Origin of the sequence: Streptomyces sp. MZ04 (assembly GCF_004684775.1) — a bacterium.
Classification (GTDB): Bacteria; Actinomycetota; Actinomycetes; order Streptomycetales; family Streptomycetaceae; genus Streptomyces.
This window is the reverse complement of the sequence record NZ_SRIC01000021.1, coordinates 28,131-50,115: the sequence shown is the minus strand read 5'-3', so window position 1 is coordinate 50,115 and position 21,985 is coordinate 28,131. Positions and strand designations below refer to the sequence as shown.

Annotated in this window: 18 protein-coding genes and 1 pseudogene; 7 read left to right on the top strand and 12 right to left on the bottom strand. The window is 69.9% G+C overall.

What is annotated here, in order from left to right; translation table 11 throughout:
- Positions 1-18 precede the first annotated feature (18 nt).
- Together E2651_RS07630 and pyk are read left to right on the top strand one after the other, a co-directional pair.
- Positions 19-1,257, top strand: a complete 1,239-nt coding sequence (locus E2651_RS07630; RefSeq protein ID WP_135330255.1) for an acetate kinase — start codon at positions 19-21, stop codon at positions 1,255-1,257.
- An 86-nt stretch (positions 1,258-1,343) separates the two neighbouring features.
- Positions 1,344-2,774, top strand: a complete 1,431-nt coding sequence (gene pyk, locus E2651_RS07625; RefSeq protein WP_135330254.1) for a pyruvate kinase — start codon at positions 1,344-1,346, stop codon at positions 2,772-2,774.
- Between the two features lie 90 nt (positions 2,775-2,864).
- Here pyk and E2651_RS07620 read toward each other — a convergent pair whose 3' ends face one another.
- The 4 genes from E2651_RS07620 to E2651_RS07600 all read right to left on the bottom strand — a co-directional run bounded on the left by E2651_RS07620 (position 2,865) and on the right by E2651_RS07600 (position 7,131).
- Complete coding sequence (locus E2651_RS07620; protein WP_135330253.1) at positions 2,865-4,196, bottom strand: hypothetical protein; 1,332 nt, start codon at positions 4,194-4,196, stop codon at positions 2,865-2,867.
- The gene (locus tag E2651_RS07615; protein ID WP_135330252.1) at positions 4,186-4,752 is read right to left on the bottom strand and encodes a DUF6114 domain-containing protein; all 567 of its coding nucleotides are present in this window, start codon (positions 4,750-4,752) and stop codon (positions 4,186-4,188) included. The genes E2651_RS07620 and E2651_RS07615 overlap by 11 nt, the downstream gene beginning before the upstream one ends.
- A gap of 132 nt (positions 4,753-4,884) precedes the next feature.
- Positions 4,885-5,502 (bottom strand): DUF6230 family protein, encoded by a 618-nt coding sequence (locus E2651_RS07610; protein ID WP_135330251.1) that lies wholly within the window; start codon positions 5,500-5,502, stop codon positions 4,885-4,887.
- 642 nt (positions 5,503-6,144) lie between these two features.
- A complete protein-coding gene (locus E2651_RS07600; RefSeq protein WP_135330250.1) occupies positions 6,145-7,131 on the bottom strand; it encodes a tetratricopeptide repeat protein in 987 nt (328 codons plus the stop codon).
- 348 nt (positions 7,132-7,479) lie between these two features.
- Here E2651_RS07600 and E2651_RS07595 point away from each other — a divergent pair, with 348 nt between their 5' ends.
- Positions 7,480-8,109, top strand: a complete 630-nt coding sequence (locus E2651_RS07595; protein ID WP_135330249.1) for a TetR/AcrR family transcriptional regulator — start codon at positions 7,480-7,482, stop codon at positions 8,107-8,109.
- Positions 8,110-8,121: 12 nt separating this feature from the next.
- Here the strand turns inward: E2651_RS07595 and E2651_RS07590 are convergent, their stop codons facing one another.
- Both E2651_RS07590 and E2651_RS07585 read right to left on the bottom strand, forming a co-directional pair.
- On the bottom strand, positions 8,122-9,126 hold the full coding sequence (locus E2651_RS07590) for a GDP-mannose 4,6-dehydratase (protein ID WP_135330248.1): 1,005 nt from the start codon (positions 9,124-9,126) through the stop codon (positions 8,122-8,124).
- The gene (locus tag E2651_RS07585) at positions 9,123-10,304 is read right to left on the bottom strand and encodes a UDP-N-acetylglucosamine--N-acetylmuramyl-(pentapeptide) pyrophosphoryl-undecaprenol N-acetylglucosamine transferase (protein ID WP_245238639.1); all 1,182 of its coding nucleotides are present in this window, start codon (positions 10,302-10,304) and stop codon (positions 9,123-9,125) included. The genes E2651_RS07590 and E2651_RS07585 overlap by 4 nt, the downstream gene beginning before the upstream one ends.
- Positions 10,305-10,422: 118 nt before the next feature.
- Here E2651_RS07585 and E2651_RS07580 point away from each other — a divergent pair, with 118 nt between their 5' ends.
- Positions 10,423-11,130: a response regulator transcription factor gene (locus E2651_RS07580; RefSeq protein ID WP_135330247.1), complete on the top strand. Its 708-nt coding sequence runs from the start codon at positions 10,423-10,425 to the stop codon at positions 11,128-11,130.
- A complete protein-coding gene (locus E2651_RS07575) occupies positions 11,127-12,509 on the top strand; it encodes a HAMP domain-containing sensor histidine kinase (RefSeq protein WP_135330246.1) in 1,383 nt (460 codons plus the stop codon). Before E2651_RS07580 ends, E2651_RS07575 begins: the two co-directional genes overlap by 4 nt.
- A gap of 36 nt (positions 12,510-12,545) precedes the next feature.
- Here E2651_RS07575 and E2651_RS07570 read toward each other — a convergent pair whose 3' ends face one another.
- The 5 genes and pseudogenes from E2651_RS07570 to E2651_RS07550 form a co-directional block, all read right to left on the bottom strand.
- On the bottom strand, positions 12,546-13,643 hold the full coding sequence (locus E2651_RS07570; protein ID WP_245238637.1) for an alpha/beta hydrolase: 1,098 nt from the start codon (positions 13,641-13,643) through the stop codon (positions 12,546-12,548).
- Positions 13,644-13,794: 151 nt separating this feature from the next.
- On the bottom strand, positions 13,795-15,495 hold the full coding sequence (locus E2651_RS07565; protein WP_135330245.1) for a methylmalonyl-CoA mutase family protein: 1,701 nt from the start codon (positions 15,493-15,495) through the stop codon (positions 13,795-13,797).
- A 74-nt stretch (positions 15,496-15,569) separates the two neighbouring features.
- Positions 15,570-15,902 (bottom strand): DUF3817 domain-containing protein, encoded by a 333-nt coding sequence (locus E2651_RS07560; RefSeq protein WP_135330244.1) that lies wholly within the window; start codon positions 15,900-15,902, stop codon positions 15,570-15,572.
- Between the two features lie 67 nt (positions 15,903-15,969).
- Positions 15,970-16,479, bottom strand: a complete 510-nt coding sequence (locus E2651_RS07555) for a MarR family transcriptional regulator (protein WP_135330243.1) — start codon at positions 16,477-16,479, stop codon at positions 15,970-15,972.
- Between the two features lie 10 nt (positions 16,480-16,489).
- Positions 16,490-17,768 (bottom strand): annotated as a pseudogene (locus E2651_RS07550) (MFS transporter).
- 112 nt (positions 17,769-17,880) lie between these two features.
- On the opposite strand from E2651_RS07550, the gene E2651_RS07545 reads away from it, so the two are divergent.
- Entirely contained in the window at positions 17,881-18,864 is a 984-nt protein-coding gene (locus E2651_RS07545; protein ID WP_135330242.1) for a DUF5937 family protein, read from the top strand.
- A 100-nt stretch (positions 18,865-18,964) separates the two neighbouring features.
- The gene (locus tag E2651_RS07540; RefSeq protein WP_135330241.1) at positions 18,965-20,002 is read left to right on the top strand and encodes a glycoside hydrolase family 6 protein; all 1,038 of its coding nucleotides are present in this window, start codon (positions 18,965-18,967) and stop codon (positions 20,000-20,002) included.
- A 17-nt stretch (positions 20,003-20,019) separates the two neighbouring features.
- On the opposite strand, the gene E2651_RS07535 is transcribed toward E2651_RS07540, so the two are convergent.
- A complete protein-coding gene (locus E2651_RS07535) occupies positions 20,020-21,984 on the bottom strand; it encodes a kelch motif-containing protein (protein ID WP_135330240.1) in 1,965 nt (654 codons plus the stop codon).
- Position 21,985: the final 1 nt, after the last annotated feature.

The window sequence follows — 21,985 nt, the reverse complement described above, 5'->3', positions numbered from 1 at the left end:
ATAGAAAGCGCCGCACCCGTGACAGCCACCCGCGTCCTCGTCCTCAACTCCGGCTCCTCGTCGGTGAAGTACCAGCTGCTCGACATGCGCGACACGCAGTCGATCAGCGGCTCCGCCGCGGGGCGTCTCGCGGTCGGCCTGGTCGAGCGCATCGGCGAGGAGACCTCGCGGATCAAGCACACCCCGCTGACCGGCGGCGGCGCCGAGGAGCGGGAGCGCGAGGAGCCGATCGCCGACCACGAGGCCGCCCTGAAGGCGGTCTCCGCCGAACTGGCCGCCGACGGGCTCGGCCTGGACTCCCCCGAGCTGGCCGCGATCGGCCACCGCGTGGTGCACGGCGGCCTGAAGTTCAGCGCGCCCACCGTCATCACGGACGAGGTGCTCGCCGAGATCCAGCGGCTCGTCCCGGTGGCGCCGCTGCACAACCCGGCCAACATCACCGGCATCCGCACCGCCCAGGCGCTGCGCCCGGACCTCCCCCAAGTCGCGGTCTTCGACACGGCGTTCCACACGACGATGCCGGAGTCGGCGGCCCGCTACGCGATCGACGTGGCCACCGCCGACCAGCACCGCGTGCGGCGCTACGGCTTCCACGGAACCTCGCACGCGTACGTATCCCGCGCGACCGCCAAGCTGCTCGGCAAGGCGCCCGAGGACGTGAACGTCATCGTGCTGCACCTGGGCAACGGCGCATCGGCGAGCGCTGTGCGGGGCGGCAGGTGCGTCGATACGTCGATGGGGCTCACGCCGCTCGAAGGGCTCGTGATGGGTACCCGTTCCGGTGACGTGGATCCGGCGGTCGTCTTCCATCTGGCCCGCGTCGGCGGGATGTCCATCGACGAGGTCGACGCCCTGCTCAACAAGAAGAGCGGCCTGGTCGGGCTCTGCGGCGACAACGACATGCGGGTCATCCGGCGCCGTATCGACGAGGGCGACGAGGCGGCCGCGCTGGCCTTCGAGATCTACATCCACCGTCTGAAGAAGTACATCGGCGCCTACTACGCGGTGCTCGGCCGGGTGGACGCCATCGCGTTCACGGCGGGGGTCGGCGAGAACGCGGCGCCCGTGCGGGAGGCTGCCGTAGCGGGCCTGGAGGAGCTGGGGCTCGCGGTCGACGGAGAGCTGAACGCTGTACGTTCCGACGAGGCACGGCTCATCTCGCCGGAGTACGCACGGGTCGCCGTGGCTGTTGTCCCGACGGACGAGGAGCTGGAGATCGCGCAGCAGACCTACGCACTGGTCGGGAATCGGCCATGACCGCAACGCCTGAGCGCGCCTCCGCCCATTTGTAGTTTCCACCAGACGGAATATTCCGTAGCGAAACAAACCGATAGGATCGCCCCATGCGCCGTTCCAAAATCGTCTGCACTCTGGGCCCAGCCGTCGACTCCGAAGCACAGCTCGTCTCGCTGATCGAAGCCGGCATGAACGTGGCCCGATTCAATTTCAGCCACGGCACGCACGCCGAGCACCAGGGGCGGTACGACCGCGTCCGGGCCGCTGCCGCGAAGACCGGCCGTGCGGTGGGCGTCCTCGCCGACCTGCAGGGGCCGAAGATCCGTCTGGAGACCTTCGCCGAGGGACCCGTCGAGCTGGTGCGGGGTGACGAGTTCACCATCACCACCGAGGACGTGCCCGGTGACAAGTCGATCTGCGGCACCACCTACAAGGGCCTGCCGGGCGACGTCTCGCGCGGCGACCAGATCCTCATCAACGACGGCAACGTCGAGCTGAAGGTCATGGACGTCGAGGGCCCCCAGGTCAAGACCATCGTCATCGAGGGCGGTGTCATCTCCGACCACAAGGGCATCAACCTGCCCGGCGCGGCCGTGAACGTGCCCGCGCTCTCGGAGAAGGACGTCGAGGACCTCCGCTTCGCCCTGAAGATGGGCTGCGACATGGTCGCCCTGTCCTTCGTGCGCGACGCCGACGACGTCAAGGACGTCCACAAGGTGATGGACGAGGAGGGCCGCCGGGTCCCCGTCATCGCCAAGGTGGAGAAGCCGCAGGCCGTCGAGAACATGGAGGGCGTCGTCGCGGCGTTCGACGCCGTGATGGTGGCCCGTGGCGACCTGGCCGTCGAGTACCCGCTCGAGAAGGTCCCGATGGTGCAGAAGCGCCTCGTGGAGATGTGCCGCCGCAACGCCAAGCCGGTGATCGTCGCGACCCAGATGATGGAGTCGATGATCACCAACTCGCGCCCCACGCGCGCCGAGGCGTCCGATGTCGCCAACGCGATCCTGGACGGCGCCGACGCGGTCATGCTGTCCGCCGAGTCGAGCGTGGGCGCGTACCCCATCGAGACCGTGAAGACGATGTCGAAGATCGTCACCGCGGCCGAGGAGGAGCTGCTCTCCAAGGGCCTGCAGCCGCTCGTGCCCGGCAAGAAGCCCCGTACGCAGGGTGGTTCGGTCGCCCGTGCCGCCTGTGAGATCGCGGACTTCCTCGGCGGCAAGGCGCTGATCGCCTTCACGCAGTCCGGCGACACGGCCCGCCGGCTCTCGCGCTATCGCGCCGCGCAGCCGATCCTGGCGTTCACCACGGACGAGTCGACCCGCAACCAGCTGGCCCTGAGCTGGGGCGTCGACACCTACGTCGTCCCGCACGTGGACAACACCGACGCGATGGTCGAGCTGGTCGACGCCGAGCTGATCAAGCTGCAGAAGTTCAACGACGGCGACACGGTCGTCATCACCGCGGGCTCGCCCCCCGGTGTCCCCGGCACCACCAACATGGTCCGGGTGCACCACCTGGGCGGCGGCGACCGCGACTGACCCGCCCGTCCCGTACGCCACTGAGGGCGCCCCCTGTGAAGGGGGGCGCCCTCAGTGGTGTTGCGGCTCCCGAACGGGTCCGGTGGGAGATCAGTCGGTGATCGACTGGTGCAGGCCGGGAACCGTCAGGGTTCCGTCGAACTGTGCGGCCTGCTTGACCTTCACGTCCGTGAAGTAGATCAGCGGGAGGTTCAGCGGCGGCGGGTGCTCGGGGTCGAAGGTGATCGGGATGAGCCCGAACAGCTTCCCCGAGATGCTCTCCGTCAGCATCGTCACCGGGTTGCCGCGCATCGTGGACGTCGAGCCCTTGTCGGCGTACAGGTGGAACTTCCTGCCGCCGGGGCCCTCGGTGATCTGGTGCAGATCACCGATGTCCACGCCCTTGCTGACGACGTACTTCAGGGCCTGCTTCTTCTTGCCGCCGGCCGTCGTCAGGTTCACGACGCCCTGGTAGTCCGCGCCCTTGAGCGTCAGGGAGCTGGCTTCCAGGTCCCAGGACGCGTCGGGGATCGGCGCGGGCGTCTGCTCGTCCTTGCCGTCGACCTTCTTCTCGACGACGCACGGGAACGGCTTCTTGCCGTTCTCGTCCGGCGCCATCGGGTCCTTGGCCTCGGCGCCCTCGCCGGTGGCGTCGTCCGCCGCCTTCTCGGCCTCTTCCTTGGCCTTGTCGACGGTGTCCCCGGCCTTGTCCGCACCCTCCTTGGCGCCGTCGGCGACCTTGTCGACGCCATCTTTCAAACCATCAGATGCAGTCTCGACGGGCTTGGTGACGTCCTCGACGGTGTCCTTCGCCGTGCCCTCGGAGGACTTGCTCTCCTCCGAGGCGGAGGGCGTCGGCGTCGGCTCGGCGGACTCCTTCTCGTCGGGCGTGAAGAGGTCCTTGAGCGCGGGGCCGACACCCAGCGGGTCCAGTGGGTTGCTGGTCTCGGAGGGCTCCGGAGCGGGCTCCGTCTCCTCCTTGCCGGCGTCGTCGGACGCGGACGGCGCCGGAGTGGGCTCCGCCTTGTCCGCGCTGTCGCCGTCACCGGTCTTGGCACCGTCGGAGGTCGAAGGAGTCGGCTCGGCGGTGTCCTTGCCGGCCTCGTCCTTCTTGGCCGCTTCCTTCTCGGCCTTCTCCTTCGCCGCCTTCTCCTCGGCCGCCTTGTCGGCTTCCTTCTCGGCGTCCTTGGACGCCTCGTCCGGCGCCGTGACACACGGGCCGTCCTGGAAGGGGTTCTTCGGCAGCGGCTTGGCCTGCGCGAGCTGGGGGGTCAGTCCCATGCCCATCAGGACAGCGGTCGGCATGGCCGCGATGGCTATCGCCTTGCCCGCCGGAACGTGCAGGCGGGTGAGGAGCGGCTTTCTGGGTGCCGCGTGGCGCGGCCCGGATCTCGCGCGGGACTGGCCCGCGGAGTCCTCATGGTGCACCTCGTCAGCCGGCACGGTGCCTCCCGTTCGTCCCGTTGTCCGGGCTCGTTCCTGACAGATCGTCCGTAGTGCCGCTCACCCCGTTCGCGGCCCCCGCGGCCGCGGGCTCCGGCGCCCCGTCGTCGGAGCCGTCGCCGTCCCGTTCGGCACGTCCCTTCGCGGGCTTGGCATCGGGCTTGGCCGCCGCCCAGGAGACGCCGAGGGCGCCGCCGATCAGGGCGAGCAGGAAGCCGATGACGAAGCCGCCGAAGTTGGAGACCACCAGGGAGACCAGGGCGAGCAGAATCGCCGCGACACCCGCGAACACCCGGGAATGCGGCTGGAACCACATGGTCAGGCCGAGCACGACAAGCAGGACACCGATGATCAGTGAACCGGCACCGGCGGTCGTCGCCATCCGGATCGTCATCGTGCCGAGCGTGAGGTTCGCGTACGGGAAGTACATGATCGGGATGCCGCCGAGCAACGTCAGCAGACCACCCCAGAACGGGCGCTGACCGCGCCACCCTCGGAACGATCGGCGCATCCGGCCGAGCTTGATGCCAAGGCCCACTTGCGCTTCGGCGCTCATGTCGTACAGCTCCTCGGGGAATGGCGTTGGTTCTGTGTGTCCTGCGGATTCGGGCACGGGGACGGCAAATCCGTCGCGTCCCCGCGCCCGGCCGTTCTTCGCAACAAGTACTGAATTAAGGCGTCAATTGCCTCAGTAGCACTCGTGCTTGCCCTTCTTGACCGACATGGCCAGACCGGAGAGCTTGAAGGTGCCGGCGGTGGTCGCCCACGCACGCTGCTTGACGTCGGTGAACTTCACCGAGTCAGCCTGCTGCGCGAACGAGTCCGGGGCGTACTTGTCGCCCTTCGCCGGGCCGGGGCCCTTGGTGGTCTGGTCGACCGATACGCCGATGTCGACGTTGGTGAACGTCGCGTCGGCCTTCAGGTCATCGGCGTCGATGTAGAGCTTCTTCGCCTCGACCCTCGGGCCGCCCTTGCCGCCGGCCTTGAGGGTCATCGACACATCGCCGAAAACCGGGACCGGAACAACGACGGACTGGCAGAGGTTGGTGATCTTGGCCGATTCGAGGCCGACGACGGCGACCGGGTGGTTACCCGACTTACCGCTGTCAAGCGCCCCGTACTGGACGAATCCCTCACCGTCGAGCTGGTCGGCAGTCACCTTGAACTGCTGACCGGACACACTGAACGATGCCGCGAGCGCACCCTGGGACAGGGCGACGCCTATCGCGGCAGTAGCCGCGACGCTCGGCACCATGACTACGGCGAACCGCTTCCATCTGGTTCCGCCACGAGCCACGGACTCCATGACTTTCCTCCTTCTCGGACGTACATCTCCGGCCCTGACTGCTCCTGCGGCTCAGTCGGGCAGGGATGGGAGAAGTGCTACGTCCTCGGGAAGGAGAGCGCCCGCATCGGAGGCGCGCAACTGCGCCTTAATCACCGGCGATCACCCCCGAGCGACAACCACTGGTCGCACGCAACACGCACAACCTGCCGGACAGGCCCTGCCGGATGGCAGAGACCCCCCTGTCCAAGACCGGCGACGGGGTGTCTCCGGCCTGCTCGGTGGGGACCCAGAAACCCCGCTCCCGATTGGCTGTCGGGCTGCGGGTTATTGGACCGAGCGTCGCCGATCGTGGTGCATTCTCGCCGCCCGCACAAGGGGGTTCGTTACTCGCTAGTAACGGCGCGATAACCGATGCACGACCGCGCGGTATCGATCGGGCACGGACGGTGGCGTCAACGCGCGGAACAGACCGGGATATTGAAGGGCGCAAGCGGACAGAAGACCGGCCCGGGCTTACTCCAAGTAACAGCGGCCGCGATTACCAAGATTTGGTAAAGCGCGGCCACTGTGGCGCGTTGGCGACCAAGTTTTCACTCGGGCATCACAAGCCCCAGTGTTTAGGGACTGGTCAGCGAACGACCCGCGAGGGGTCGAACAGGGTCAGAACAGGACTCGCGCGAGCTGTGTGCGCGCGGCGGTCACCCGCGGGTCGTCCGAGCCGACCACTTCGAGGAGTTCGAGCAGCCGCACCCGCGCGGCGTCCCGGTCCTCGCCCGCCGTGCGCCGGACCGCGTCGATGAGCCGCCCGAAGGCGTCCTCGACATGACCGCCCACCAGATCCAGGTCGGCGGCGGCGATCTGCGCCGGCACGTCCGCGGGATTGTCGGCGGCGTCCTTGCGGACCTGCTGCGGGTCGAGGCCCTGCACGCGCTGCAGCAGTTCGGCCTGGGCGAGACCGAGCTTGGCCTCCGTGTTGCCCGGGTCGTCGGCGAGCACGTTCCGGTACGCCTGCACCGCGCCGCCCAGATCGCCCGCGTCCAGCGCCTCGACGGCCGCCTCGAGCAGCGCGTCGTAGGGCCCCGCGGGAACCTCGGCGGGAGCGGGCGCCTCCTGGTCGTCGCCCTGCGCGTCCGCGTCGACGGCGAGACCGGTCAGGCCGAAGCGCTCCTCGCCGACCTGGATCAGCTGGTCCAGGGTCTGGCGGATCTGCTCCACCGGGGCCGCGCCCTGGAAGAGCGGCAGGGCCTGCCCCGCCACCACCGCGAAGACGGCCGGGATCCCCTGGACCCCGAACTGCTGCATCAGCATCTGGTTGGCGTCGACGTCGATCTTGGCGAGGACGAATCGGCCGTTGTACTCCCGCGCGAGGCCTTCGAGCAGCGGGCTCAGCTGCTTGCACGGCTCGCACCACTCGGCCCAGAAGTCGATGACGACCGGGACCTCGGTGGAGCGCTGCAGGACATCGCGCTCGAAGCCCGCCTCGTCTACGTCGATGACGAGACTCGCGGGAGAAACGGCGGACACGGCGCCGCCGCCCTGCCGGGCCGCTTCGGCGCGGGCCTGCTCCGCCTTCGCCTTGGCCTCCTGGGCCGCCTTCACGGCGGCGAGGTCGACGACTCCGCTCATGGACATGTTCCGTGGCTGCATGAGTACATCCTCCCCCAAGCCGTGCGGGAACCGCGCCTGTCCGTGACCCCCCGCCGGATTGCGGGGCCACGGACGGCCGCGGCACCAAGGTCCCGAGGAGGACCGCTGGTTGTCGGTACGGAGTCCCCACCCCGTACCTCTGTTGGCGCTGTGGTTGTCGCTCTACTCTCGCTGCGGCGGACCGTGGGCTCCGAGAAGTGCCGTTCGTCTGCACCCATGATCTTTCGCTACGAGTCGTAGCGTAACCCTCCCGCGCCGCGCGTGGGTCGCACACCTGGACGATCTTCGGTGATCTCGCTCACTCGCCACCGTTCCGGCCCGATCCGTACTGGCCGGTATGGTCGCGGGATGCAGAGCCGCATCCCACCGTCCGCCCGCACCGGCGGCCGTCCCCGCAGCGCGGCGGCGGACACCGCGATCCTGGAGGCGACCCGTCAGGCGCTGGTCGAACTGGGCTGGTCCAAGCTGACCCTCGGCGATGTCGCCACGCGGGCCGGCGTCGCCAAGACGACGCTCTACCGGCGCTGGGCGGGCAAGAGCGAGCTGGTCGTGGACGCGGTGGCGGAACTCTTCGACGAGCTGGAGCTGCCGGACCGGGGCAGCCTCGCCGCCGACATCGAGGGCGTGGTCCTGCAGTTCGCGGCACTCCTCAGCCGTCCCGAGACGAAGACCGCGCTGATGGCGGTGGTCGCCGAGTCCACGTCGGACGCACCGCTGCGGGAGCGGATCCGTACGTCGATCGTGGACCGCCAGAAGCGGTTGGTCCTCGCGGGGCGGCAGCGGGCACAGCTCCGGGGGGAGCTCCCCCCGGAACCCGACCCCGACGCCGCCCGCCAGACGGCCGACCTCATCTTCGACGTGACGGCGGGCGCGGTGGTCCACCGCACCCTGGTCAGCGCGGAACCGGTCGACGAGGACTGGGCCCGCCGCTTCACGCTGCTGTTGCTCGGCGGGCTGGCGGCGACGACTCAGCCGTAGCCGGGCAAGGGGTCAGACCTGGTAGCGGTCAGCCGCGAAGAGGCGCAGATTCTCGGCGACCCAGGCCGAGGTCAGCTTGAGCCCCTCCGTCAGGGAGACCTCGGGCTCCCACCCCGCCCACTCCCGCGCCCGGGAGTTGTCCGAGAGCAGCCGCTGCACCTCGCTCCCGGAGGGCCGCAGCCGGGCGGGGTCGACAACAACCTCCGCCTCGCGCCCGGAAGCGGCGATCAGCGCCTCGGCCAGATCCCCGATCGAGATCTCCTCGCCCACCCCGAGATTCACCGCGTGGCCGACGGCCGCCTCGCACTCCGCCAGCGCGATGAACCCCCGCGCGGTGTCCGTCACGTACGTGAAATCACGCGTGGGCGTCAGCGAGCCCAGCTTGATCTCCCGTGCCCCGGAGTGGAGTTGGGCCAGGATCGTGGGGATCACCGCGCGGGCGGACTGCCGCGGCCCGTACGTGTTGAAGGGGCGGACCACCGTCACCGGCAGCTCGAAGGCGTGCCAGTGGGAGAGCGCCATCATGTCGGCGCCTATCTTCGACGCGGAGTACGGCGACTGCGGCTGAAGGGGATGGGCCTCGCTGATGGGCGCCGTCAGGGCCGTCCCGTACACCTCGCTGGTGGACGTGTGGACGAGCCGCCGCACCGAGTGCCGACGGCACGCCTCCGCGACGTTCTCCGTACCGACGACGTTCGTCTGGACGTAGGCGCCAGGAGAGTCGTACGAGTACGGAATGCCGATCAGGGCGGCCAGGTGGAAGACGGTGTCACAGCCCTCGACCGCGTCCATCACGCGCCCGGCGTCCCGGACATCGCCCGCGAGCATCTCGACCCGCGGGTCGCCGATGAGATGCGCTAGGTGGCCCTTCTCCGCGTACGGCTTGTAGTGCACGAAGGCGCGGACCTGCGCGCCCCGCTCCAGGAGCAGATCGACGAGCGTCGAGCCGATGAAGCCCTCGGCTCCGGTGACGAGGACGGTACGGCCGGTCCAGTCGAAGGTGTCGTTGCGGCTCATGCGTACTCCAAGTGCGGTGTGCGGTGAGTGAGTTGGATGACCCGCTCGGCGAGCAGATCGGCGGCGCGGGCGTGCGGCCCCGGATCGGCCGCACCGCTCATCGCGGCGAGCCGCGCCGGATCGGCGAGCAGCGGCCCGACGAGTTCCGCGAGCCGCGCCGCCGTCGTCTCGCCGTCGGAGAGCAGCAGACCGGCTCCCGCGTCGGAGAGGACACGCGCGTTGTGGGTCTGGTGGTCGCCGGGTGCGTGCGGGTAGGGGACGAGGACGGCGGGGACCCCGGTGGCGGCGAGCTCGGCGACGGTCGCCGAGCCGGCGCGGCAGACGACCAGGTCCGCGGCGGCGTACGCGAGGTCCATCCGGTCGAGGTAGGGCACGGCGCGGGCGACGGCGTCCGCACCCGCCTCCGTCAGGCGCCGCCTCGTCTCGTCGAGGGCGGCGGGCCCGGTCTTGATCAGCATGTGTACGTCGCCGCGGTGCCGCCAGCGCGCCGCGAGCCCCACGGCCGCCTCGGTGAGACGGGCCGCGCCGAGACTGCCGCCGTTGAAGAGGAGCGTCCGGGCCGCTTCCGGCACCCCGAACTCCCGGCGGGCCTCGGCCCGCAGCGCGGCACGGTCGAGCGCGGCGAGCGGCGCCGCGATGGGCATCCCGGTGGTGTGGGCGCGTTCACCGCCCGGCAGGTGCTCCCGGCTGCGGTCGAAGGCGACGGCGATGTTCGGGGTGAGCCGGGCGGCGAAACGGTTGGCGCGGCCGGGGACGGCGTTCGACTCGTGGATGAGGCTGGGAAGTCCGGCCATCCTGGCGCCGACGATGACCGGAGCGCTCGGGTAGCCGCCCATGCCGACGGCCACCTGGGCGCCCTGCGCACGGAGGATCGCCCGGCACTGGGCGCCGGACTTCACCAGCGCGGCGGGAAGGAGATACCGCTTGGCGCCGAGGGACGGATCGAAGGGGATCATGTCGACGGTGTGCAGCCGGTACCCGGCGTCCGGTATCAACCGGGTCTCGAGCCCCCGCTCGGTACCGACGAAGGAGACGACCGCGCCCGGCACGGCCCGCCGCAGGGCGTCGGCGAGGGCGAGCCCGGGATAGATGTGCCCACCGGTGCCGCCCGCACCGATGACGACGGAGAGCGGCGGCCTTGCCCTCGCCTCGGGAGATCGCATATCGGGTGTTCGCATGGCAATGGAGCATCACGAGCAGGTCTAAGAGTGTTTTAAGAGCCGCGTTTGGCACCGTGGGGTGCATGAGATCTCCAGGAAGCCGCCGCCACTGTCGTGGGCGCACAACGGACCCCGCATGACGACGCCCTCGGCCCCGGCCAAGATCCTCGTGGTGGACGACGACCCGGAAGTCCGCGCGGCGGTCGAGGACGCCCTCACCATCGAGGGCCACCACATCCGCACCGCCCCCGACGGTCAACGCGCCCTCACGGCGGTGGCCCGCTGGGAACCGGACCTGGTGGTCCTGGACGTCCTGATGCCCGTACTGGACGGCCTTGCCGTCTGCCGCCAGCTCCGCGCCCTCGGCGACCGCACCCCCGTACTCGTCCTCACCGCCCTGGACTCCGTCAGCGAACGCGTCGACGGCCTCGACGCGGGCGCGGACGACTACCTGGTCAAGCCCTTCGCGCTCGACGAACTGGTGGCCCGCGTCAGAGCCCTGCTGCGCCGCGCCGCTCCCGAGCGCACGGCCGACGAAACCGGCGGCGAGCTCACGTACGGAGACGTCACCCTCGACCCGGCCACCCGCACCGGCCGCCGGGGCCCCCGCCCGATCGAGTTCAGCCGCACCGAATCCGCCCTCCTGGAACTGCTCCTCCGCAACGCGGGGCAGGTCCTGCCCCGTGAGCTGATCCAGGAGTCGGTATGGGGCCGCGACTTCGGCCCGGACTCCAACTCCCTTGCCGTGTACGTCGGTTACCTGCGCCGCAAGCTGGAGTCGGACGGCGAGCCCCGCATCGTGCACACCGTGCACGGCGTCGGCTACCGGCTCGGCAGCCCATGAGCGCCCGCCGCAGGCTCGGCGCCCGGTGGCGGCGCCGCCGCCCGCTGCGCACCCGGCTCGCGGTGGCCGCCGCCGCGGCGGTCGCCCTCGTCGCGGTCGGGGTGTGCGTGGCCGCGTTCCTCGTCATCCGCTTCAAGCTGTACCAGCAGCTCGACCAGAACCTCGCCCAGTCGGCGACCCTCATCGCCCAGCAGCGGCACGACAGCGAGCCGGGGGTCGTCACGGGCGAATGCCGGTTCCTTGGCGCACCGGCCTGCTCGCAGATCGTCCCCGCCGACGCGGACGCCGACCCCTCCGAGCCCTACCTCCTCCCCGTCTCGTCCGCCACCCGGCGAGTCGCGAGCGGCCAACTGGCGCCGTACTACACGAACTTCACGCTGCACGGGAAGCCGGCCCGGATGTTCACCACCAGCTACGGCAAGGGCGAGGCCGTGCAGGTCGCCCTGCGGGCCGACATCGCGGACCGGGGCGTACGGCAGACCGCGTATCTCCTCTCGGCGGTGGGCGGCGTCGGCATCCTGCTCTCCGCGCTCGGCGGCTACTGGGTCTCGCGCACCGGCCTCGCCCCGGTCGCCCGCCTCACCGCCACGGCGGAACGCATCGCGGCCACGCGCGACGCCCGGCACCGCATCGAGCTGCCGCCGGGGCCGCCGGGACGCGAGGACGAGGTGACACGGCTCGCGACCTCCTTCAACACCATGCTGGCCGAGCTGGAGGAGTCGGTCACCGCCCGCCGCAGGCTCGTCGCGGACGCCTCGCACGAGTTGCGTACGCCACTGACGGCGCTCCGTACGAACGCGGAACTCCTGGCCCGGGCCGATCGCCTGACGGACGCTCAGCGCGACCGGGCATCGGGCGCCCTGACCCGCCAGCTCCGCGAAGTCACCGGCATGGTCAACGACTTGATCGAACTGGCCCGGGACGAGGAGCCACAGCCCCTCCTGGAGGAAGTGCGCCTCGCCCCCCTGGTCGCCCACGGCGTGGACGCCGCACGCGGCCACTGGCCCCAGGTCCCCTTCACGATCCAAGTAGCCCCGGACGCCTCAGAGTTGAACATCCCCGGAGTCCCGGCCCGCCTGTCCCGCCTCCTGACGAACCTCCTCGACAACGCGGCCAAGTTCAGCCCGCCGGGGACGCCGGTGGAGGTGACCCTCACCCGCACCGCGCTGACGGTCCGCGACCACGGCCCCGGCATCGCGCCGGAGGACCTCCCCTATGTCTTCGACCGCTTCTACCGCGCGGAGAAGGCCCGCGCCCTGCCGGGCTCGGGCCTCGGCCTGGCGATGGCACGCCAGATCGCGCATGCGCACGGCGCGGAGCTGACGGCGGAGGCGGCGCCGGGCGGGGGCGCACAGTTCAAACTGACGCTTCCTACCTAGTCCACTCCCACCTAGTCACTCCTACTTGGTCGACTCCTACTTGGTCCACGCGCAACTGCCGAGCGTCGCCTTGCCCTCGGAGACGAGCCGGTCCGCTTCCTTCGCGTACGGCACCTTCGTGTGCTTGCCGCGGCAGATGACCGTCCGCTCCCCCTGCCCGGCCAGGTCGACCAGGATCTGGTCCCAGTGCCGGTACTGCACGTCGTGCCCGGAGTCGGCGTACGTACGCACCTTCTCCGTGCCCGGCAGCGCCTCCTGCCAGGTCTTGAGGGTGGCCGGCGGCACGGTCGTGTCCTTCTCGCCGCCGTACAAGTACACAGGGGCGTCAAGCTTCGAAAGATCAGGACCCGGCCGCTCGCAGTACAGCTTCTGCTCATGCACCTGCGGCGCCGGATCCGCCTGCTGGCCCCGCTGGTTGTAGGTCCGCGCCCCCTCCTCGTACGCCGTGTCGGCGAAGCCGGGTATCGACTTGACGGGGCTGTCGTCGGGGAACGCCCACCACTTGCGGGGGTCCTTGATCGAGTCCTTCAGGGCGGCGGCAAGCGCCTCATCTGACAGGGCGCAGTACGCCGGCTTCGCCCCGTACGGCGGCAGCGCGGCGGCCAGATGCAGCGCCGAGATCCGCCCGGGCGCCCGCGAGGCCAGCTCCGCCGCGTACGGCCCGCCGCCGGAGATCGCGATGACGCTGACGTCATCGACCTTCAGATGGTCGAGGACCTCCAGCACGTCCTCGGCGAAGTCCTCCTTGCCGAGCTTCTTGTCGAACTCGGTGTCACCGAAGCCGTTGCGCTCCACGGAGATGACGCGCAGGCCGAGGTTCTCGCGCGTCGTACGGAAGAAGTCCGTCATGTGCGCGGCGCGGGCGCTCGTTCCGGTGCCGCCGATATAGAGGACGGGCCTGCCGTCCTTGTTGCCGGAGTCGGAGTAGTGCGCCGTCCGGCCGTCGGAGAGCTTCGCCGCGTGCACCTCGGGCCCGAGGGAATCGAAGCTGTCCTGCACCTTCGGCTCGGCCGGCGGACTGGCGCTCACCTCTCCGGAACCGCCCACCGCCAGCGCGCCGAGCAGAGTGACCGAGGCGACTCCGATGGCGGTGACAGCGGTGCGGGTGGGGCCGGGCAGGCTCACAGGTGACACAGGTGCTCCAGGGGCAGGACGAACCGACGTTCGCCGCGCCTACCCAACTACGTGAACCTGACACCCATCAGTGCGCCCCGAAGGGGCGCGGGGAACTGCGCGACAAGCCACAACGGACCCGCAGATCCCCACGCACCACCAAAACCCCGAACTAGAACCCAGGCGGCTCGGTGTAAATCCCCCACTCGGCCCGCAGGGCGTCACAGATCTCCCCCAGCGTCGCCTCCGCACGGACGGCCTCGAGCATGGGACCAATCATGTTCGACCCGTCCCGCGCGGCAGCCAGCATGGCGTCAAGCGAGGCCGCAACCCTCGCATCATCCCGCGCCCCCCGGCGGGCCCCGAGCACCTTCACCTGCTCGCGCTCGACCTCGTGGCTGACCCGCAGGATCTCCAGGTCACCGGTGACGGAGCCATGGTGGACATTGACGCCCACGACCCGCTTGTCGCCCTTCTCCAGGGACTGCTGGTACTGGAAGGCCGATTCGGCGATGTTGCCGGTGAACCAGCCGTCCTCGATGCCGCGCAGGATCCCGGAGGTGATGGGCCCGATGGGGTGCTGGCCGTCGGGGTGCGCCCGACGCCCCCGCTCCTTGATCTGCTCGAAGATCTTCTCGGCGTCGGCCTCGATGCGGTCGGTGAGCTGCTCCACGTACCAGGAACCGCCCAGCGGGTCCGCCACGTTGGCGACGCCGGTCTCCTCCATCAGGACCTGCTGGGTGCGCAGCGCGATCTCCGCCGCCTGCTCGCTCGGCAGTGCGAGGGTCTCGTCGAGGGCGTTCGTGTGCAGGGAGTTGGTGCCGCCGAGGACCGCGGAGAGGGCCTCGACAGCGGTGCGTACGACGTTGTTGTACGGCTGCTGTGCCGTCAGCGAGACGCCCGCCGTCTGCGTGTGGAAGCGCAGCCACTGGGCCTTGTCGGTCTTGGCGCCGTACACGTCCCGCATCCAGCGGGCCCAGATCCTGCGGGCCGCGCGGAACTTGGCGATCTCCTCGAAGAAGTCCAGGTGCGCGTCGAAGAAGAAGCTCAGGCCGGGCGCGAAGACGTCGACGTCCATGCCGCGCGAGAGGCCGAGCTCGACGTATCCGAAGCCGTCGGCCAGCGTGTACGCCAGCTCCTGCGCGGCCGTCGCCCCGGCCTCGCGGATGTGGTAGCCGGAGACCGACAGGGGCTTGTACGCGGGGATGTCACGCGCGCAGTGCTCCATCAGGTCGCCGATGAGGCGCAGGTGCGGCTCGGGCTGGAAGAGCCACTCCTTCTGGGCGATGTACTCCTTGAAGATGTCCGTCTGGAGCGTGCCGTTGAGCACGCCCGGGTCGATGCCCTGGCGCTCGGCGGCGACGAGGTACATGCAGAAGACGGGGACGGCGGGTCCGGAGATCGTCATCGACGTCGTGACGTCACCGAGCGGGATGTCCTTGAACAGGACCTCCATGTCGGCGGCCGAGTCGATGGCGACCCCGCAGTGCCCGACCTCGCCGAGCGAGTGCGCGTCGTCGGAGTCGCGGCCCATCAGGGTCGGCATGTCGAAGGCCACGGAGAGGCCGCCGCCGCCGGCGGCCAGGATCATCTTGTAGCGCTCGTTCGTCTGCTCGGCGTTGCCGAAACCGGCGAACTGGCGGATGGTCCAGGTCCGGCCGCGGTAGCCGGTGGGGTGGAGTCCGCGGGTGAAGGGGTATTCGCCGGGCCATCCGATCCGCTCGAATCCCTCATAGGTGTCCCCGGGCCGAGGCCCGTAGACGGGCTCGACCGGGTCGCCGGAGAGCGTCGTGAAATCCGCGTCGCGCTTCTTCGCGGTGTCGTACCGGGCCTGCCAGCGACGGCGGCCCTCATCGATGGCGTCAGCGTCCATACCCTCGAATTTACTAGGACGTCCTAGTAAATGTCGATGCCTGACCGCCACGGACCTGTCCGTGGCGGTGGAGGTTACGCCTTCGCGGTGACCGCTGAACCGTCGACGATCAGCGGCTCGACGTCCCGCACGACCTTGCGCTCGACGAAGAACGCGGCCGTCGGAATGGTGCCCGAGAGGAGCACCCAGAGCAGCTTGCCGAACGGCCACTTCGCCTTGGAGCCCAGGTCGAAGGCGAAGATCAGGTAGATGATGTAGAGGACGCCGTGCACCTGGGAGACGGCGAGCGTCAGGCCCTCACCCTTGTCGAAGCCGTACTTGAACACCATGCAGGTGCACAGAACGAGCAGCATGACGGCGGTGACGTAGGCCATCACCCGGTAACGGGTCAGCACGGTCTTCTTCATGCCTACGAGCGTATCGGCCCGATTTGCGCGATCTTCCGGCGGCCCCGCTTCCGGTTCCACCCGCCCTCTACTGCTCCTCGAAGTCCTCTGCAGCGACCCGCAAGGGCCTGAGCATCGCGAAGATCTCGCCGCACTCCTCCGCGTCGTACGCCCCGAGCCCGAAGTCCATCGCCATCAGCTCGCGGGTGGCGGCCTCGACCACCTCGCGGCCCTTCTCCGTGATGGAGGCGAGCGTGCCGCGCCCGTCGTTCGGGTTCGGGCGCTTGTCGACGAGACCGGACTTCACCAGGCGGTCGACGGTGTTCGTGACCGACGTGGGATGGACCATGAGCCGCTCGCCGATCTTCGACATCGGCAACTCGCCGGCCTGCGAAAACGTGAGCAGGACCAGCGCCTCGTAGCGCGCGAAGGTCAGTCCGTACGGCTTGACGACCGCGTCGACCTCGGCGAGCAGGATCTGGTGCGCCCGCATGATCGAGGTGATCGCACCCATGGCCGGGACGGATCCCCAGCGCTGCTTCCAGAGTTCGTCGGCGCGGGCGATGGGATCGAAGGGAAGGCTGAGCGGCTTCGGCACGCCAAAGACCTTACCCGCCGGTCATATGGTGGTCAGCCCCGTCTCGCAATTCGGTCGCCTGTTCTTGTACGTCGACCGTCCGTTCGGGACGGGCCGTGGCCCGGACCTCAAGGACCAGCAGCAGACAGCACACCGTGCCGAGCACGCCCGCGCCCGTCACGACCGTGCTCACCGCGAAGAACTCGGCGGCGAGCCCGGCGAGCGCCATGCCGACCCCCTGGATCGTCATGAGCCCGGCCGTGTGCACGGTCATGGCCCGTCCGCGCAGCTCCTGCGGGACGGCGTCGACGAACCAGCGGTCCAGGCCCAGGGTGTACGCGGACCCGGCCCCGGCGAGCGCGAGGGCGAGCATCGCCCAGACCAGGCCCGGCGTCACGGCGTACACGACGAGCGGCAGCAGCGTCACGGCGGCGAGCGGCAGGGTGATGCGGGCGCGGGTGCCCGCGGAGAGCGCTGACCCGGCGTACAGCTCGCTCGCGATCGTGCCGACGGGCAGCGCGCACATCAGCAGGCCGACGCCCGCGACGCCGGCGCCGATGTCCTCGGAGTACGGGGCGGCGAGCGCCTCCGGGGCGACCATGAACATCGGCGGCGCCCAGAGCAGGAGGAGCAGCGCCCGGATCCGGCGGTCGCCGAGGATCTGCCGCGCGCCGCCGAGGGAGTAGCGGACGAGCGCGGAGCCGCCGTCACCCCGCGCGGGCCTGCGCCGGGTGCCGAGCCGCAGCAGCAGCGCCGACGCCAGGAACGTACAGACGGTGATGACCAGTGCCCCGCGCGCGGGGACGAAGGTCAGCAGCACGCCGCCGAGGCCGAAGCCGACGAGTACGGAGCTCTGCGAGACGATCCGCAGCAGGGAGCGCCCGAGCACGAACAGATCGCCGTCCCCGAGGATGTCGGTGAGGGTCGCCATCCGCGTCCCGTTGAACACCGGCGAGACGACGGCGATGACGCACCGCAGCGCGAGCAGCACGAAGACGGGCGTCGCGGGCAGCGCCATCAAGGCCGCGCACCCGGCACACAGGAGATCGCAGAGCACGAGCACCCGGCGGGGCGGATACCGGTCGGCGATCCCGGAGAGCAGCGTCCCCCCCGATCAGGTAGGGCAGCATGCCGAGCGCGAAGGTGAGCGCGCTGAGCAGCGGCGACCCGGTGAGCGAGTAGACGAGGACGGTCAGCGCGACCTCGCTGACGATGACGCCCAGCAGAGAGAGGGAGTGAGCGAGGAAGACGGTGCGGAACTCACGGACGGCCAGGACACGGCGGTAGCCGGTGGGTTTCTCTTCGGGCATGTCCGCACCCTGCACGCGCGCGTGCCGCTCGCCCTAGAGTTTCGGCTCCAGACGAATCGAGTGATCGGGCGGACGGGCGTTCGGGTATTCGGTCGTCGTGCGGGGGGGAGCCATGCCGTATCACTTGCACTTCGGGCAGGACGACCTGCTGCGCTGCCGGTTCGCGATCTCGCCCCTGTGGGAGACGCAGGAGGCCGTACGCACCCTCAAGCGCCCCGACCGGCACGGCTACCACCCGCGGTGGCTGCGGCGGATCCGCGAGGCGAGTCAGGGGCTCGACCTCCGAGCACTGTGGCTCCTGATGCCCGAGCGCGGACACAGCCCGGACTTCATCGGGCCTCCCCCGATCGGCCCGGCGGCCACCTTCGAGGAGGAGATCGCGGCCGTGCGTGCGGCCGACCCGGAGGCCGCGCGCGACGATCTTGCGCGGGCGCTCGACTGCACGCCGGGGGCCGCGCGGTCCCCGCTGGGCCGTGCGCTGGTCGCCGATCCCGCGCGCTCCGTGCGGGAGCTCGCCGACGCCATGGAGGCCGTGTGGCACGCGCTCGTCGAGCCTGACTGGCCCCGGCTGCGCGCTCTCCTGGAGGCCGATGTCACCTTCCACTCGCGGCGCCTCGCGGAGGTCGGTCTGGGGGCGCTCCTGGCCGAGCTCGACCCGAGGTTCACCTGGGACGCGGGGATCCTCACCGTCGCGCGGCGGACCAACCACGTACGCCATCTCGACGGGCAGGGCCTGATGCTGATGCCGAGCGTCTTCGCCTGGCCCGACGTGGTCAGCGGGCACGATCCCCCCTGGCAGCCCACCCTCGTCTATCCCGCGCGCGGCATCGGCGGGCTGTGGTCCGAGCCCACGGAACAGACCTCCCAAGCCCTCGTGCGACTCCTGGGCCGCGGCAGGGCGACTGTCCTGGCCGCACTCGCCGAACCCACCACCACCTCGGCCCTGGCCCACCGCCTGGGCCTCGCGCCGTCCTCTGTCTCCGCGCACCTGGGCACGCTGCGCGACGCGGGTCTGCTGGTCTCGCGGCGGTACGGACATCAGGTCCTGTACGAGCGGACACCGCTCGGCATCGCGCTGGCGAGCGGCGGCATCTGAGGTCGGCCGACGGCATCTGAGGCCGGCCCCGGTGTCGTAACCGAACCGAATTCGACCGTTATGTAACGATTGCCGCGTCACCGTCGCCCAAGGGGGCTGGATGCACCGGCTGCTCCGTACGTTCACGGCACTCACGGCCCTCACGGCCCTCGGGCTCACGGCGGGCTGCTCTTCCGGCTCCGGATCCGGCTCCGGCTCCGGGAAGGAGAAGCCGGCCGCCGAGGCCGGAGCCTCCACCGACGCCGACCAGCCTCCCAAGAGCGCCTTCTGGGTCGACCCCCAGAGCTCCGCTGCCCGGCAGGTCGAGCAGTGGGAGCAGGAAGGCCGCACCCAGGACGCCGCAGCGCTCAAGCGGATCTCCGAGCAGCCGGTGGCGGTGTGGCCCGCGGGCGACGACCCGGCGCCCGACATCAAGGCCGCCGTCGAGGGTGCCGCGCAGAACGACCGCACCGCCGTGCTCGTCGCCTACAACATCCCACACCGCGATTGCGGCCAGCACTCCGCGGGCGGCGCGCACAGCTCCGACTTCTACCGGCAGTGGATCGACAAGTTCGCGGGGACGATCGGGGACCGCCCGGCCCTCGTCATCCTGGAGCCGGACGCGATCCCGCACATCGTGGACGGCTGCACGCCCGCCGAGCACCACGCCGACCGCTACCAACTGCTCTCCGAAGCCATCCAGCGGCTCAAGCAACAGCCGCAGGTGAAGGTCTATCTGGACGCGGGCAACCCCGGCTGGATCAACCAGGCGGCCAAGCTCACCGAACCGCTCCAACAGGCCGGGATCGACCGGGCCGACGGCTTCTCGCTGAACGTCTCCAACTTCCAGAGCGACGAGACGATCAAGGCGTACGGCCGCAGCCTGTCGGGGACGGTCGGCGGCAAGCACTTCGTGATGGACACCAGCCGCAACGGCAAGGGGCCGCTGGCCGGCGACCGCCAGGACGCCTGGTGCAATCCGCCGGGCCGGGGCCTCGGCACCCCGCCCACCGACAAGACGGGTGACGCCCTGCTCGACGCCGTCCTGTGGATCAAGCGCCCCGGCGACTCGGACGGACCGTGCCGGGGCGGCCCGGCTGCGGGCCAGTGGTGGCCGGACTACGCGCTGGGGCTCGCGCGCAACGCCAAGGACGCCTGACTCGGCACGGGGATCTGCTACTTCTGCTTCACGTGGATCCACTTCGCCTCGGACGAGGTGCCGTTCCGGTCCGTGACGAACAGCATGTACCAGCCCGGCGGCACCAGCGCGGTGTCGCCCCTGGGCACGTCCACCGTCACCGAACCCTTGCCCTTGGTGAGCCCGAGGGCGATCGACCGCTGCTCCACATCGGTCGTGTGGGTCACCGCACTCGGACGCATCAGCCGGGCCGAAACGATCTTCGCCGCGTCTCCCGTACGGAACGTCGCGCGGCCGTTGACAGCAAGGAGCTCAGGCCCCTGCCCAAGCACGGGGCGGTCCTTGCCCGCCTTGTGCAGGGTCGGCGGAGTGAAGACCTCCATGCGCTGCTCGAAGTGGCCGAGTTTGGTGTTCTCCTGATTGTCGAAGAGCGGATCCGAGCCGAACGTGACGACCCGGCCGTCGGGCAGCAGCAGCGCCTCGGAGTGGTAGTTGCGGCCCACCTTGGGCGACGCCGCCTCGCGGAAGGCGTTGGTCTTGGGGTCGTAGAACTGCGCCTTGAGGATGTTGCTGGCGCCGCGCCCCCGGTAGTCCGTGGAGCCGTTGGACGTGAACACCGAGTCGTCCGGCATGATCACGCTGTTCAAGTAGCGGGTGCCCTGCGGGAGTTGGGGCCCGGTCTTGAAGACGGGGCTGTCCTGCCTGAGGTCCACCACCGCCGTGCGCCGGGTCGCCTTCTCGGACTCGCCGACGCCTCCACCGCCCAGGATCATCACCTTCTGGTCCTGCGCCGGGGGCAGCAGCACGGACGCCGACGTCTCGGTCTGATCGAGATCGACGAGCCCGGGGATCTTCTGGAACTTATTGGTCTTCAGATCCCACAGCCCAGGGGCACGGCCCTTGCCGGCGGGGCCGTAGCCCGCGTTCGACGCCGGGTAGAAGAGCTTGCCGCCCTTGGTGAGGAAGAGCGCGGGGTACGTCGGGAAGTAGCGCTTGGGCCCGTCGGTCCACTTCTTGGTCTTCGGGTCGTAGATCTCGTTGTCGCCCGGGTCGATCATGCCCACGTCGTCGAGCCCGGAGACCGCGAGCACTTTGCCGTCGTCGAGACCGACAAGCGTCGGGTACCAACGGGCCTTCTCCATCGGCTCGACGGGGATGTACTTCTCGGCCTTCGGGTCGAACTCGTAGGCCGCCTTGATCCCCTGGAAGTCCTGCTTGTCCATGGTGATCTTCTCGGCGATCCCGTAGGCGTTGTCCGCGTCCTTGCCGGTCAGGCCCTCGATCTCGTACTGCGCGGCCTTCTCGGTGACGGACTGCTCGCCCTCCCGCACGGCCTCCACGAAGACCCGCGCCTCACTCGCCTTGACGGTCGTCTTCCAGGGCTGCATCACCCCGGACTTGGAGTACGTGATCTTGAAGTCCCGTTTGGCCTTGGGCACGTTGACGTTGAACCTGCTCACGTACTCGACTCCGGACGGCGAGCGGAAGCGGGTGCCCTTCTTCAGGACGAGCGGCTTGTCGGGGTTCTCGTTCTTGACGCGCATGCCGCCGCCGGCCCGGTCGACCTCGTCGTCGAGGAGTTCGTAGCGCGCCGTGCCGCCCGCCACCAGGAGCCGCCCGTCGGGGAGTTGGGCGTGCCCGGAGCAGAAGAAGTCGTCCGGGGTCGCGATCTTCTTGAAGGTGTCCGTCTTCGGATCCCAGAGGATCGTGTCGAACGACCCCTTGTCGAACTTCTTCTGCTCATTCCCCGAGCCCGCGACGATCAGGACCTTGCCGGTGTGCAGGAGCGCCGCGTGGATGGCATTGGTGCGGTACTCCTCAGGAATACCGATCTGCTTCCAGGAACCGTACTTCGCCTTGTAGCCGGGCTGGGCGATCTTGTACTCGTAGTACTGCTGCTCGGCGAAGGAGAGCGCCGCCGGTGCGTTGAGTCCGACGAGCAGCGCGCCCGCCCCGACTCCGAGGAGTGTCTTCTTCGTCCGCTTCGAGGGCCGGTAGGCCATG